Below are 14,873 nucleotides of genomic sequence, written 5' to 3'. Positions count from 1 at the left end.
GTTCAGGATTCCTGTTTTTTTAACAACAACGTGCACAAAGTCAGCAGGATGACAATGGTGAGGACGAGTGCAAAAAATTCTTTCTGAAGATCGGGGAACCCCAGAGCTTTGGAAAAAATTCCTCGGGTAATGATGAGGAAATGGGCGGTTGGAAAAATTTGGCCGATAATGCGGCCTCCCCCCTCCAGGGATGTGACCGGTGTGATCATGCCGGAATAATTGACCGAAAACAGAATAGTGATGAGAGCTGTCCCGAAAAGTGCCGCCACCTGGCTGCGCATGAATGTAGAAATCAGTAACCCCAGTGCCGTGGCTGCAGAAACGTACAGCAAGGCCGCCAGGCAGAGAGAAACCAGATCACCTTTGATGGGAACCTGGAAAAGAAAGATCGCACACAGGGCCAAAAGGAAGAAGTTAACCATGCCCAGCCCTATATAGGGGAGTTGTTTACCCAGGAGGAATTCCAATCGAGTTATAGGGGTGACATACAGATTGACTATGGAGCCAAGCTCTTTTTCTCGAACCACGCTAAGCGCAGTGAGCACAGCGGGAATCATGATCAACAGGAGAGGAATCACCGCCGGGACCATCGCCATCAGGCTTTTGACATCGGGATTGTAGCGGTAACGAGTTTCAATATGTATCAACGTAGTATCAGGCATGGATGCCCTGTGGTGGGTTGCCTGATCTGAGAGCCATAAGCTATGCATGCCGTTTACATATCCTTGGATGGTCTCCGCCCGTTGCGGATTGGCTCCGTCGACCCATGCGCCGATGGCAGGTTGACGCCCGCGAGCCAGGTCACGTCCAAAGTCCGGAGGCATCTCAATGGCTAGGCTTAATTCCCCCGATTGCATACGCTGGTCCAACTCCTGATAATTGGTGAGAGGTGGACGCTCTATGAAATAACGGGAGCCCGTTAGGTTGAGGGTATATTCTCTGCTGGCTGTGCTCTGATCTCGGTCCAGTACCGCAAAGGCGAGATTTTCCACATCCATACTGATGCCATATCCCATGATGATCATGAGAATGAAGCTTCCCAGAAGAGCGAGGGTGGCACGTATTGGGTCGCGGTATAATTCCAGAGCTTCGCGTCGGGCGTAACTCAGGACCCGCGACAGACTGTAACGTCGATGCGGCACGCTGGGACAATCAAAGGAAGAGGTGGCGGCAAACGAAGGAGGGATAAACCGTTTACCGTCCCCTTGGTTCGTTTGATCGTCCCGCGTACCAGCCTCCTTGAGAAGGTCGATGAAAACCTGTTCAAGCGTCTCGGCTCCGCGTTCAGCCTTCAAATCTGCAGGGCAGCCGCTGACCAGAACCTTGCCTTCGTGCATCAGGGAGATTCGGTCGCAGCGTTCAGCTTCGTTCATAAAATGGGTCGAGATGAAAATTGTGACACCATCCTGGCGGGCAAGATCTATCATGGCCTGCCAGAAGGTATCCCGAGCGATAGGGTCGACCCCTGAGGTCGGCTCGTCGAGGATGAGTATCTCCGGCTTATGGATCATTGCCACGGCCAAAGACAGTCTTTGTCTTTGGCCAAGGGGCAGATTGTCGGGCAGCGCATCCATGACATCGTTTAAGCCGAATCGAGCCGACATTTCCTTGACCCGACTGGCGATCAATTCCCCTGGTACGCTGAATAGGCGTGCGTGCAGCACCAGATTCTGCTCAACCGTCAATTCGGAATAAAGCGAGAATGCCTGGGTCATGTAACCCACTCGGCGCCTTGTCTCGATATCCTTGGGGTTCACTGGGTGCCCAAAGAGCCATGCCTGGCCCCCCGTTGCCGGGAGGAGGCCGGTCAACATTTTCATTGTGGTTGTTTTGCCGCATCCGTTTGAACCGAGAAAACCGAAAATCTCACCGCTTGCAATCCGAAAATCAACCTGGTCAACCGCGACAAAATCGCCGAATTTCATAGTCAGGCTTTGGGCCTCGATAGCCACTGGCGAGGAATCGTCTGTACGTATGGGGGGGATCACGACTGCTTGATGATTCCGGCGGCGTTCTTCCGGCAAGAGGGCGATGAAAGCCTCTTCCAGGGAACTGGTCCCGGCCTTTGCCAGTAGGCTGGCCGGAGTTCCTGTTGCAAGTACTTCCCCTGCATCCATGATTGCCAGCCAATCAAATCGAGCCGCCTCCTCCATGTAAGCGGTTGCCACCAGTACGCTCATTTCCGGTCTGGAGAGTCGAATCTGCTCAATCAGGTCCCAGAATTGGGCACGGGACAACGGATCGACTCCAGTGGTCGGTTCGTCGAGGATCAGGAGATCTGGATCATGGATCAGGGCGCAGCAAAGGCCGAGTTTTTGCTTCATTCCCCCGGAAAGCTTGCCTGCAGGACGTTCACAAAACGGCTCAAGCCCGGTACTTGTAACAAGGTGAGCGATTCGTGATTGTCGCTCTTCTGTTCCTTGTCCAAAAAGACGGCCGAAAAAATCAATGTTTTCGTAGACCGACAGGGTCGAATACAGGTTTTTTCCAAGCCCTTGGGGCATATAGGCAATGCGAGGGCAGATGGACTCGCGATGGCGGCGTTGGCTGATGTCCATGCCCAGTACCTCAACCGAACCGGTCTGAATGACATGGGCACCTGCGACGAGTGAAAAAAGACTGGATTTGCCGACTCCGTCAGGACCAATCACTCCAGCCATACATCCCGAGGGAAGCTCAAGGGTCACGTTGTTCAGGCCCAGGACTTTGCCGTAGCGCAAACTGACGCCATTGGTACGTACGACAGGAGGGGGCGTCTGGGGGCTCATGGTTCTTAGATTTTTTCAGGAATTCGTATCTGTAGATGGGGTGGCCAGTCTATCTCTTTATTCAATCGGACATACGCCATACCGGGGAGGCCGGTTTTGACCTTGGTGATATTTTTTCGCAACAGCTCAGGCTCAATGCGGGCTTTAATTCGAAACATTAATTTTTGCCGTTCGGTAGCAGTCTCAACGGCTTTTGGCGTGAACTGAGCTACATCGGCCACAAAAGTAATGCGTGCGGGAATGACAAATTGCGGGGCCGCGTCGAGAACCAGGTGTACCTCCCCTCCAATAGCTAATTTCCCGGCAACTGCTGTGGGAAGAAAAAATGTTATGTACACATCTGAAAGATCGACCAGATTGAGAATCCTGCCACCGGCGCCCAGTACTTCCCCGGGTTGTGAAACCCTGTATTGCACACGGCCATCACATGGTGCCTTGAGAACACTGTCGTTAATGTCGGCGAGCAACCGATCGATTGTTGCTTGAATAGCCACTATGACGGTATGACTACCAAGAAGCTGCGATTTTGCCGTGGTGACAGCTGCCTCGGCTGCGGCTACCTGGGCTTCGGCTGCACTGATAGCCGCCTGGCCGCTCAGGAATCGAGCCCGACTGTCATCAAGGTCTTGCATTGAACTTGCGCCCTTTTTCGACAACACCTCTGCACGTTGAAGATGTTTGCGTAATGCCTCCAGTTCAGCTTTCCGCTGGGATAACACTGCTATTGCTGCTGATTTTTCGCTGACTTTTTGATTGACCAGACTTTTTGCTGTCTCCACTGCATAGCGAGCTTGCTCCAATTGAGCTACAGCCTCGCGGCGTTGTGCCTCAAGCTGTTGAGTCTCCATGCGTGCAAGGACTTGTCCTTTACTGACAAAATCGCCTTCATCGGCAATGATTGCTTCAATGCGGCCGGGCGCCTTGGTGGCAATATCGATCTCAGTTGCTTCGATTCTTCCGTTTCCGCTTGAAAAATCCTTCCCTAACTGCTCAGGTTGCAAATATTTCCAAAGGATGAAAATGCATATCCCCAAGAAGATAATGAAAAAAATACGTGCCCCCTTTATTGTAAATTGTGTGGTCATAATGCATATCCATGAGATTGGGCATTCCTGAAAAAGAATAGAGGGCGATGTTTTGAGCTGTTTAACATGATGGTTCTGATGCAAGTAGTTAATATTTTTTCATTTTCATTAAATATGAGGCTGTGTCCTTTATTGTTTATCTACTGATGATGTCATTATATTCTTAACTCTTTATAACTTACCGTGCCAAATCCGTTTTTCCCGCTTATAAAACACCAGTTTAAAAAAAGATGTATAAGTCCATGTCTATTTTTACATATGACACCCCATATTTTTCCTGAAACAACTATGGATGAATATTTATCAATCCAGTGGAATGATAGATAAATTTGATCATAATTTATGAATTTTCCAAGGAATGACCCAGAGTTTATCTCTTCTCCCTGTAAAATACCTCCAATTATCACTCTATTTTTTTGAGTAGGAAAAATGATTTTTTGTACAGGGAAGTATCCGATGTTTTTAGATAGAGTAAATTCTTGCTGAGAGAGATAGTTTGCCAGTTCAAATTTTTGCATTTAATTTTTTTGTTATTAGTATCTTGGGATGTTCATTTTATGTTGAAGTAGAAAAAATTTGATGTGAACTGGTAATGAAATATTTTTTAAATTTTTATTGGTGTGATTTATATCTTCCTTGATTGTTTTTTTATATATGTAATAATTATTAATTATGTCATAATGATTAAAAACGATAGCGGTCAAATAATGCAATACTTGTACAGAGTATTAAATGGGGATGCCATTCTTTGTGACCAGTATAAGGATGGAGTTGATTATAATATTCCAATAATTGTGCCAGTTTAAAATTCTTTTATTTTCAACACGTTACACTGGGGGGGAACTTCAAGTCGTGAAATAAAACAAACAGGGCGTTATATTTAACAAATTCACTTGCCGTTTGTTAAATATAACGAAATTTTCAAAGGCCTCGTGGCCGGAAAAAGACTGGATATGGTACAAAAGGACGATTTTTTCAGAGAGACCACTCTGCGTATCTGCGGGAGCTTACAGATCGCCCCAGCCTTGAGCGATGTTTTTGATTATTTTAAGCAGCATTTTCCCATCATCGGGATCAGTCTGCATATCCGCGACGACGATTTGGGCGCTATCCGTCGTGTTGCCTTGGCCGCAGATAATATGCAGGATTTCCCAGAGGAAATTGTGCCGGTTCCGAAAGATTTGTGGGAACAAATCCAGGCAATTCCGGTTTATGGGCCGCAAATCATCTCCACTGATCTTGAGTTTCCTCATTCCACCATGGCCGTTTATTTTAAGCTGGAAAACATGGCTGAACTGGTTCTGCCCCTGTGGATGGATAATAAACTCTGCGGAGCCTTGTCATTACGAGCAGCGCACAGGAACCTGTTTCAAAAAGTGCATCTGGAGCTGCTACAAACAGTCAGCCAACCTATAACCATCGCCTTGGCCAATGCCCTGGCCCATGAACGGATTCAACGCTTTAGTGAACTCTTGGCAGAGGATAATCGATTTCTGCGAAAGGCATTTTATCCGCAGGGAATAAATGAAATAATTGGTCAGGAGGAGGGGATGAGCAATGTGATGCATCTTGTAAAGCAAGTCGCTCCCTTGAACAATACGGTCCTGATTTTAGGGGAAACCGGCACAGGCAAGGAGCTGATAGCCAACGCCATTCATTTCTCTTCAGCTTACAAGGACGGCCCCTTTGTCAAGGTCAACTGCGGGGCAATCCCCGAACATCTGATTGATAGTGAACTCTTTGGTCATGAAAAAGGGGCTTTCACCGGGGCTGTAAATGGGAATAGGGGCCGTTTCGAACGGGCCCATAAAGGGACCATCTTTCTTGATGAGATCGGCGAATTGCCTCTGCAGGCTCAGATACGATTACTTCGAGTCTTACAGACGCGGGAGATCGAACGTGTGGGAGGGCAAGGTGCAATACCAATCGATATCCGGGTGATTGCGGCCACCCACCGTAACTTGGAGAATATGGTCCAGGAAAACAAATTTCGCGAGGACCTTTGGTTCCGGCTCAATGTCTTTCCTCTGAATATCCCTCCGCTCCGCCAGCGCAAGAAGGATATCCCGGCATTGGCTGTTCATTTTATCAAAACAAAAGCCAAAGAACTGGGCATTAAAAACGTCCCTGCCATTGCACCGGGCGCCTTAAGGCGTCTGGTGCAGTACAGTTGGCCCGGTAACGTACGTGAGCTGGAAAACCTGGTGGAAAGGGAGCTCATAATCAAGCGCGAAGATCTTCTGACCTTTCACTCTTTACCGACGCCTGCGGCCGGGCCAGCAGATGCTTCCTCGCCTCTCGAGTCGAATAACGATCCAGCAATGTTGTGGCCACTGGATGATGCCATCGCTGCCCATATCATGAAAGCATTGCATACAACAGGGGGGAAAATCAGCGGACCAGGTGGCGCTGCCGAGTTGCTCCAGGTGAACGCCAATACCTTGCGTTCACGAATGCGAAAACTTAAGCTCCGTTATCAGAGAAACAATTGAGGTGACCCCCCTAAAAAAAGAATGATAGGGGGCTGGGGAAATTTTCCAATCCCTCTTGACTGGACAATCTTTGGAGATCGCCCGCTAGTGTGGGGAAAGGTGTGACGTTCAAATCGGAGAAGAAATTGGTGTTAGAGTGGTACGGTTTGATGCAGCTCAGGCATTTCGACGATCGTCTCTTGGAGATGTGGGGCCAGCGCCTCCATGGATTCTAACTCACCGTGTACGAGAAAGGTCTTTTCTGGAGTACCGGTCTGGGCGTGCCAGGCAATGAGTTCGGCCTGGTCGGCATGGGCGGAAAAGCCACCAATCGTGTAGATATCGGCGTTTACCTCCACCTCGTCATGCAGGACCCGCACAACCTCCTCCTCGTTGATAATACGTCGCGCAAGGGTGCCGCCTGCTGCATAGCCGACAAAGACGACAGCAGCTTCCTTACGCCAGAGATTATGGCGCAGGTGGTGCCGAATGCGCCCACCGGTACACATGCCCGATCCTGCAATAATGACGGATCCTTGAACATTTTTCAGTGCCATGGAATCGGCGGTATCGCGGGTTATATGCAGGGCGGGAAGTTCAAAGGGGTCTGCCCCTTCATTAATCACAGCCCAGGTTTCCTCGTCAAAACATTCTGGATGGTTGCGAAAAATCTGGGTTGCGGAGATGGCCATGGGGGAGTCGAGATAAACAGGCAGGTGTTGCGGTAACAGACCTCCTTCAATTCCTTCCCGCAGGTAATAGAGAATCTCCTGGGTACGCTCCAGGGCAAAACTGGGAATGAGGACGTTGCCGTTTCGTTTGATGGTGGTGTTGATGGCCAGGTAAAGCTCATCGATTGAAGGGGAGAGCTGCTTATGCAGGCGGTTTCCATAGGTGCTCTCCATGACAACCACATCTGCACGGGGCGGGGTGGCGGGATCCGGAAGAATGGCGCGTCCGTCATAGCCCAGGTCTCCTGAAAAAAGAACCTTTCGTTGCCTTTCCCCTTCTTCCAGTTTCAGTAAAATAGAGGCTGAACCCAGAATATGGCCCGCCTCATAAAAGGTTGCCCGAACCGATGGGCCGAGTTCCTGCTCTCTGTCAAAGGGGACGGGAGGGGCGAAGCATTCCAGGGCGTTGAGCGCATCTAACGTGTTGTAGAGTGGTTCGATGATCTTATGTTGCCGACGTTTGCTTGCCTTATAGTTGCGGTAACGTGCCTCCTCTTCCTGGATGCGGGCAGAATCCAGCAAGACCAGGCGGGTGAGTTCCCGGGTCGCTCCGGTGGTCAGGATTTTTCCGCGAAATCCGCGTCGGTAGAGCAGGGGGAGCCGTCCACAGTGGTCCAGGTGAGCGTGGGTGAGCAGGAGATAATCGATGCTGGCCGGGTCAAAGCCAAAATCGTTATGATTTTCCTCGTCAAGCTCGCGGCGCCCCTGATAGAGGCCGCAGTCGATAAGAATACGGGTGGGCCCGCATTCCACCAGATGGCAGGAGCCGGTGACGTTACGCGCGGCTCCGTGAAATGTGATTTGCATACGTTTTTAGAAAAATTACTTGCCCGAACCGCGCAAGACAATGGTTACCCTGCGGTTGAGCTGACGCCCCTCAGGAGTTGTATTGGTGGCCACGGGATTGGCATAGCCGTACCAGTAGAGGAGAATGCGGTTTTTCGAAATCCCAAAGTGTTTCTGGAGGTAGCGCTGCACGCTCTCTGCCCGACGTTGGGAAAGCCCGATGTTATACCGTTCTGATCCTATGCTGTCGCAAAAACCTGAGAGCACCACGTAGAGCTCTGGAGTTCCCTGAAGCATACGCCCAAGGCTGTTCAGCTGGCTGTAGTGTTGTTTGCGGATAAAGGATTTGTCGAAATCAAAGAGAATATTGCTGAACCCTTGCCCCCAGGTATCCATGTAGAGTTTACCAAAAAGATGCTCGGGGTGAGCAAAGGCGGTATCAAAATCAATAACCTGGGAGCAGCTGTTCACTGCGGCAATATCTTCAAGCAACTGCCGGTCTTTTGCTGTTTGTGCGCTGGAGACAATGTTGAGGCAAATATCGTAGCGACTGGCCAGGAGCTTGGCCTCTTTAAGTGGCTGTGGTTCAAGCCCGGGGTAGGTCATGTGTTTGCCATCGGAGAAGAGAAAAATTTCTGTTCGTCCCGGCAGTCCCAGCAGGTGTTCGAGTTTCATCAGCCCGGTCTGGAGCATGGGCGGGCTTTGGGGGACGGTGGGCAGTTCCTCTATGGCCTGGGCAAAACCATCCTGCTGGTAATTATGGAAGCGATAATAGGGTTTGAAAGCCATGGGGGATCCTGGCAACCAAAGCTCTCCTTTCCAGTGCGGATACAGACCGGCCTGCCAGTTGAGAGGCGGCAGGGAGGCATTACTTTTTTCAAGGATGTACTTCTGCGCCTCGATTCGAGTCAGCCCTGTGTCCTTATAGGGGACATCCATGGTTGTTGTGGGATCATAGAACACGAAAAAGTTGTGGGCCATGCGAATGTAGCGTGACCCGGAACCAGTTTTTGCAATGTTTTCAGCAGGGGCTGTGGTGACAAAGGTCAGCAGCAGAAAGGTAAAGGCGGCGAAGAAGGCAAAAAACCGGTTCGTCATAGTGGACTCGTTCGTTATTGATGATTTTGCATGGGCGGCAAGGCGCCACTGAAGAGAGAAGCAAAAGATAAATTCTTGCTTTTGAGTATACCCGGCCCCCCAATGCTGTCAAGGAATGGAGTGATTTTGACTAGATGGAGCCTTTCTTCTGCGTATGCCAGGAGTGTGCCGTTCAACCGGGCCAGAAATGGGGGCCGAGAAGGGGAAAAGAAACCTGAATCCGTGAGCATTCATCGGATTCTGGAGAAATTAAACGAGGTGGGCTTTAATGAGTTCTAATATCTCCTGTTCACTCTTATCTGCATAGGATGTGGTAATAATGAGCGGCGTGATGCCCAGGAGGCCATCGGCTTTTTGGAGACCTTTTTGCAAAGTCCCCTTGGAGGTGGTGTATTTTTCGGGATCATGAAGCTCAAGACAGATAAAGGCTATGCCACGCATGCGTTTGATGTAGGCGTTTTCGATGTCCTGCCAGAGAATTTTTCCAACGCCCTTGAGCTTTCTATCTTCAATTCCCTCCATATCGATAATAATGCGAGGGCGTTTATCAAAGAGTTGGCGCAGAAAAACCAGCCCAGCTGCTGAAAACAAAACCACCACCGCCCAGTTGGCTGGCGCGGAGCCTTCGGTCGCAAGCAGGTATAGGCCTATACCAATGAAAAGCAAGGCGATGGTGAGCAGCAACACCACCGCTGTTTTGGAGTTGTAAATGTAGGTGGTCTTATTCATAGGCGAGAGGGAGTTTTTCTGAATAGACACTAGCCCACCGGTTCCAGAGTAACCCGAGTTTCGTAAAACGGGGTCCCTTGGCCGATGGTGCTGCTGATATCGTGGGTGATTTGGTTAAAACCGTGTCCAGCCTTGATCCATCCTCCTCGTTCAGCCACCACACAGTCGGTGCGTAGGTTTTCATCAGTCCGCAAGATGACTTCCATACTGCCCACTTCACTTATCAGGCGGACGCGTTCTCCATCATGAAGCCCCAGTCGTCTGGCCTCGGTCGTTTGCACGAGCACCTCGGCAAGCTGGGCATGTTCGCCCAGGCTGCGCTCCGAGCAGATATGGTCGAAACCGGCAATGGTTAAAAGGCTGTACGGGAATTTTGCATTTCCCGATTGAAGCTTCTCTGGCGCAAAGTCAGTCATGAATTCAAATTTCCCCGAGGGAGTGGGGAATTTTTTATCCAGGTACGGGGCCATGGGTTCGGGAAGGCGAAAGGCCCCTTCTTTGAGACGAGCAAGCGAGCAGCCTGCCTCTTGAATGGGGCGGCAAATATCACTGAGCCAGTCCGTAGTTTTTCTGCAAAACCTTTCTGCAAAATCAAAGCGCTTGGCCAGTTCGAAGAACATGTGAAAATCACAGCGGGCTTCGCCCACCGGTTCAATCGCCTTATTCACCGGGCCGACATAATTATGCCCATAGCTGGCCATGACATCGTCTTCTTCTAAAAAGGTGGTCGCCGGTAAGAAAACATGAGCAAGCTCTGCCGTGTCATCCAGGAAATGCCCCCCATAGACCACAAACTCAGTTTGCTTGAGCGCATCTGCCACCTTGTTTGAATTGGGGGCGCTGCAGACAGGATTGGCTGCGGTAATAAAGGCCATGCGAATTTTAGGGTTTTGGGTGTGCAGTAATTCTTCCCCAATTTTAGGCATGAGCAAGGTACGCCGTTCCGGGTTGAGCGCATTGCCCCAGTATTGTTGGTCATAGGGGCCGTATTCCTCAAACCCCTGGCTCACTCCTCCCCCCTGTACACCGATGTTGCCGGAGATGGCTGCCAGCGCGTCAATTGCTCGAATGCCGTAATGGGCATCTCTGTGTCGGTGCAGCCCCCAGCCCAATAATATAGAGGTGGGCTTGCAGGTGATGAGCGTTTCCGCAATATAAAGGACGTCATCTACGCTGACATCAGCCCGCTTGCAGAGTTCATCGAGGCTGAATGCTTCGACATCTGCTCGAAAATGAGCGCCATGAATTGCGTGCTCGCGGAGAAACTCTGTATCTTCTGCGCCTCTGGCAAACAGGACCTGAGTCACCGCCATGGCGAGAAAACAATCCATACCGGGAGCCGGTGCAATATGGCGGTCTGCAATGCGGGCCGTGCGGGTGCGGTAGGGATCAATGGAGATGATGCGGCCGCCACGATTTTGAATATCGCGGATAACCGGCATCAGGCTGATGTTGGTCACTGCCGGGTTGCGTGCCCAGAGGATCATGGAGCCGGAGTTGTAATGGTCCAGCGGATCATGGGAGATACGGTGCCCCAGATCCAGATTCTGTGCTGCCATCCCCGTGCCACTACAGAGCGTACCACGCAGAGTGGTCACCCCGCCCAGCAGGTTAAAAAAATAGCTGTTGAGCAGCTTGAGTGCGGTTCGCTCGCCGTATCCCTGGTAATAGAGGATGGCCTCTGGGCCGTCTTCTGCACAAATTTTCTGTATGCGCTCAGCAACGGTATCCAGCGCTCTATCCCAGGAAACCGTATGCCAGCCGGATGTATCCCTGAGCATGGGGCTGGTGATGCGCTCGGGGCTATAGACCCGTTCAATAAATTTTCTGGTCTTGTGGCAGGCAATGCCCTTGGTGTAGGGATGCGCAGGGGAACCTTTCAGCGAGGTGATTTTCCCCTGTTCAACAGTAGCCACCAAGCCGCAGGTGTTGGGGCAGTCGCGGGTACAGGTCGTGGGTATTTTTTTAGTGGTCGGTGACGATTGAACCATGGGGAGTTACTCTCTCTTTTTAATTTCCAGCTCTGCGGGGAGCACAATAACCGTTTCAACCAGCCCGGCAAAGCTCTCCTGGTCATACCAGGGTTCCTGGTGCACCAGTTTGCGAACACCCTTGCGCTCTATGATATAGGTGTTGCTTGTTTGAGTCTCCATGAGTCCACGAATGATCACATTGGCAGACTCAGGATGGCAAGCATAGAGGCTGGTGCCGACAAGTGCCATCCCCCCGTCTTTAGTAAACATCTTTGCGGCAGCCTGGTTCATTGCAACAATGATCCCTTGCGTGTCACAGACGCTGACAGAGGCCGGGTAGTGCTTTATCCAATTAAAAGAGGGCTGCATACGGATTCCTTAAGCAGATTAGTACCGTCCCAGTTCGTTGGGGGCAAAGGGGAGGAAACGGAAGAGGTATTCTTCCAGGATGACGCATTTTTTAAAATTTTTACGAATGAGCCGATGAAGAACCGGATTGCCTCGACCGTAATGCTCTAATATGTAGTCCAACCGTTTATCCAACCCCACCACCGAGTGGTGGCGGACCCGTTTGTCGGCATAGTAGACGATCTCCCGTTCGGTAAAACACCCTTCGGCATAACGGCTGGGTTCATACTCCCAGAGCAGAACGTGTTGTTCAACAATGGTGGCTATTTCAGAATAGCCGTGTTGGCGACAGATCTTGCCTCCTTCTTTGGCGTGGTCGCAGTTGCTGTTGAGGCAGGGAGTCTTGGCTATATCGTGGAGCAGCGCACCGCTGATAACCAGTTGACGATTGGTGGGAGAGGTGGCTTGGGGGGAATCGGACAGTCCTTGCTGAATCTGAGCGGCCAGACGCGCCACCACCAGAGAGTGGTGGCGAATGTTATCCAGCATGGCGTACTGCTCCATGAGGCTGATACACTCAGCAAGTGAAGGAATCTGGGCAGGACGGTCCATTTTCACGGGGTCAAGCTTGGGCGCTCAACCGATGCACCGCATCCACCGCTATTCGCACTTGCTCCGGTGGCGTTTGCGGAAGAATGCCGTGGCCCAGATTGAATATATATCCCTTGGCATCCCGGGCCTCCTCGAGCATGGATTGAATCCGCGCCTCAAGTTTTGCCTGGGACAGAAAGAGGGCGATCGGGTCTATATTTCCTTGAACGGCATGGTTGCCCGCCCGCCTGACCGCTTCACCGATGGGCAGGCGCCAGTCAAAGCCGAGCACATCTGCCCCCGCCGTCGTGGTCAGGTCGGTGAGGGTGGAGCCGTTGTTGGCGAAATAGATAAGCGGGATATCGGTCATGGCCCGCAGGTCGGCAATGATGGATTGTACGTAGGGCAGGGCAAACTCTTTATAATCTTCAGGAGCCAGGATCCCGACCCAGGAGTCAAACATCTGCAGAGCCTGGGCACCAGCCCGGACCTGAGCCTGCAGATACTTACTGGTGCAGGCGGTGATCTTGGCCATGAGGTTGTGGTAGAGTTCGGGTGCCTGGAACATCATACGCTTGGTGTTGAGGAAGACCTTTGAACTGCCGCCTTCAATCAGGTACGTGGCCAGGGTAAAAGGTGCACCGGCAAAACCTATCAGCGGAACCTGCAGTGAACTCCGCAAGAGGCGAATGGTCTCCATGACAAAGGGCATGGTCTCATCCGGGTCGGGAACGATCAGCTCATCCACCCCCCTCTGGTCGCGAATGGGGTTGGCAAAGATGGGCCCCTTGCCTTCGTGAAAGGCTAGATCAAGGTTCATCGCCTCCATGGGGATGAGAATATCGGAAAAGAGGATCGCTGCATCAAAGCCAAAGAGATCAATGGGTTGATGAGTGACCTCGGCGGCCAGCTCCGGTGTTTTGCAGAGTTCAAGAAAGCTGACTTTTCCCCGTACTTTCTGGTATTCGGGCAGGTAGCGGCCAGCCTGGCGCATGAACCAGACGGGAGTGTATGCGGTGCGGCTGCCTCGACAGGCTTGAAGAAAGGTGTCATTCATTGCGTTTGTCTTTGGGGGTTGTCGGCTGGGCCGGTTGGTTGATAAAGGTGGTCTGGCTCCTGAAAACAGAAGTCAGAATCCGTCGTATTGTAACGGACGCATTGCTCGCGAACAGGCACACCTCAGAGAACGTACACCACTCTTACCGCTGTGGCTGATAGGCGCAGAAGGGCTCACCCGCCATATAATCGCCGGTGACGGCGTAGGCTCGGGCGCGGCAGCCTCCACAGACGTTGACATACTCACAGCGACCACAATTATCCTTGTAGGCTTTGAAGTTACGCATGTCGAGCATCAGCGGGGATTTTTCCCAGATTTCCTGAAAGCTCTGCTCTTTGAGATTACCTGCCGAGAGAGGAAAGTAACTGCAGGGGAGCACGTCCCCATCCACATTGATCAGGCAGATCAGCTGGCCAGCAAGACAACCTTTGGAACCACCGGTGGAGAACTTCAGGCTACGTCGCTTAAACTGATCGCCTTCTGCCTTGGCTCGCTGGAGAACAATACGATAGTACTGGGGGGCACAGGTGGGGCGCACCAGCAGATCGTCCTCCTCCTTTTCCATGTCGTAATGCCAGTTGAGTATATCCTCATATTCTGATGCCGGAATCAGCTCTTCCATGATTTCCTCGCCGCGGCCGGTGGGGACAATCATAAAGAGATACCAGGCCGTGGCTCCCAGCGACTTGACCAGAGAATAGAGTTGCGGAATCTCTGCCTTGTTGCGTTTAGTAAAGGAAGAATTGATCAGAAAATCAATCTCATACTCTTTAAAAAGCTCAATGGCGTTCATGACGCCCTCATAGGCACCGGGCTGATTGCGAAAATCATCATGCACCGTTGCCGTGGCACCATCAAGGCTCATGGAGACCATCTTGATCCCTGAGTCTTTCATCTCCCGACAGACCTCCGGAGTGACCAGAGAGCCGTTGGTGGCGATACACATGCGCAGTCCCAGGCTGGTGCCGTAACGGGCAATGTCAAAGACATCATCGCGCAAGAGTGGTTCTCCGCCGGAGAGGACCATGACCGGGTTGGCGTAGGCGTGTATCTGGTCAAGAATGTTTTTGGCCTCTTCAAGGGAAAAGTCAGGGTGGCCATTCACTTCCATCTCAGAGGAGGAACGGCAGTGGACGCAGTGTAAATTACAACGGCGGGTGATCTCCCAGGCGATCCATTTGGGTACAAATTCCATAATCGGTAGCACTTCCGTCGTGAAGAGAGGGTGGGCGGGGC

At 51.4% G+C, this 14,873-nt stretch carries 12 protein-coding genes; 1 reads left to right on the top strand and 11 read right to left on the bottom strand.

Translation table 11 applies throughout. The features are described 5' to 3' along the window. Nucleotides 1-2 precede the first annotated feature (2 nt). The 3 genes from rbbA to JWJ90_RS09735 all read right to left on the bottom strand — a co-directional run bounded on the left by rbbA (nt 3) and on the right by JWJ90_RS09735 (nt 4,371). Complete coding sequence (gene rbbA / locus JWJ90_RS09745) at nt 3-2,768, bottom strand: ribosome-associated ATPase/putative transporter RbbA (protein WP_205227034.1); 2,766 nt, start codon at nt 2,766-2,768, stop codon at nt 3-5. 5 nt (nt 2,769-2,773) lie between these two features. Next, entirely contained in the window at nt 2,774-3,853 is a 1,080-nt protein-coding gene (locus JWJ90_RS09740; RefSeq protein ID WP_205227033.1) for an HlyD family secretion protein, read from the bottom strand. 155 nt (nt 3,854-4,008) lie between these two features. Beyond that, complete coding sequence (locus JWJ90_RS09735; protein ID WP_205227032.1) at nt 4,009-4,371, bottom strand: hypothetical protein; 363 nt, start codon at nt 4,369-4,371, stop codon at nt 4,009-4,011. A gap of 435 nt (nt 4,372-4,806) precedes the next feature. On the opposite strand from JWJ90_RS09735, the gene JWJ90_RS09730 reads away from it, so the two are divergent. Next, nucleotides 4,807-6,345, top strand: coding sequence for a sigma-54-dependent Fis family transcriptional regulator (locus JWJ90_RS09730; protein ID WP_205227031.1), 1,539 nt, complete (start codon nt 4,807-4,809; stop codon nt 6,343-6,345). A gap of 131 nt (nt 6,346-6,476) precedes the next feature. On the opposite strand, the gene JWJ90_RS09725 is transcribed toward JWJ90_RS09730, so the two are convergent. The 8 genes from JWJ90_RS09725 to JWJ90_RS09690 form a co-directional block, all read right to left on the bottom strand. Then, on the bottom strand, nt 6,477-7,862 hold the full coding sequence (locus JWJ90_RS09725) for an MBL fold metallo-hydrolase RNA specificity domain-containing protein (RefSeq protein ID WP_205227030.1): 1,386 nt from the start codon (nt 7,860-7,862) through the stop codon (nt 6,477-6,479). A gap of 15 nt (nt 7,863-7,877) precedes the next feature. Then, nucleotides 7,878-8,939, bottom strand: coding sequence for an OmpA family protein (locus tag JWJ90_RS09720; RefSeq protein WP_205227029.1), 1,062 nt, complete (start codon nt 8,937-8,939; stop codon nt 7,878-7,880). A gap of 249 nt (nt 8,940-9,188) precedes the next feature. After that, nucleotides 9,189-9,698 (bottom strand): STM3941 family protein, encoded by a 510-nt coding sequence (locus tag JWJ90_RS09715; RefSeq protein ID WP_205227028.1) that lies wholly within the window; start codon nt 9,696-9,698, stop codon nt 9,189-9,191. Further along, nucleotides 9,698-11,659, bottom strand: a complete 1,962-nt coding sequence (locus JWJ90_RS09710; protein ID WP_205227027.1) for a molybdopterin-dependent oxidoreductase — start codon at nt 11,657-11,659, stop codon at nt 9,698-9,700. Before JWJ90_RS09710 ends, JWJ90_RS09715 begins: the two co-directional genes overlap by 1 nt. A 6-nt stretch (nt 11,660-11,665) precedes the next feature. Next, nucleotides 11,666-12,010, bottom strand: a complete 345-nt coding sequence (locus JWJ90_RS09705; protein ID WP_205227026.1) for a PAS domain-containing protein — start codon at nt 12,008-12,010, stop codon at nt 11,666-11,668. 18 nt (nt 12,011-12,028) lie between these two features. Then, nucleotides 12,029-12,601: an HD domain-containing protein gene (locus JWJ90_RS09700; protein WP_205227126.1), complete on the bottom strand. Its 573-nt coding sequence runs from the start codon at nt 12,599-12,601 to the stop codon at nt 12,029-12,031. Between the two features lie 10 nt (nt 12,602-12,611). Beyond that, nucleotides 12,612-13,637 carry a uroporphyrinogen decarboxylase gene (hemE, locus tag JWJ90_RS09695; protein WP_205227025.1) on the bottom strand — a complete coding sequence of 342 codons (1,026 nt, stop codon included), beginning with the start codon at nt 13,635-13,637 and terminating at the stop codon, nt 12,612-12,614. A 142-nt stretch (nt 13,638-13,779) separates the two neighbouring features. Further along, nucleotides 13,780-14,832: a radical SAM/SPASM domain-containing protein gene (locus tag JWJ90_RS09690; protein WP_205227125.1), complete on the bottom strand. Its 1,053-nt coding sequence runs from the start codon at nt 14,830-14,832 to the stop codon at nt 13,780-13,782. Nucleotides 14,833-14,873: the final 41 nt, after the last annotated feature.

It is taken from the genome of Desulfobulbus rhabdoformis, assembly GCF_016919065.1.
Classification (GTDB): Bacteria; Desulfobacterota; Desulfobulbia; order Desulfobulbales; family Desulfobulbaceae; genus Desulfobulbus; species Desulfobulbus rhabdoformis.
Note: the sequence above shows the minus strand (reverse complement) of the source record. Positions and strands in the feature narration are given on the sequence as shown.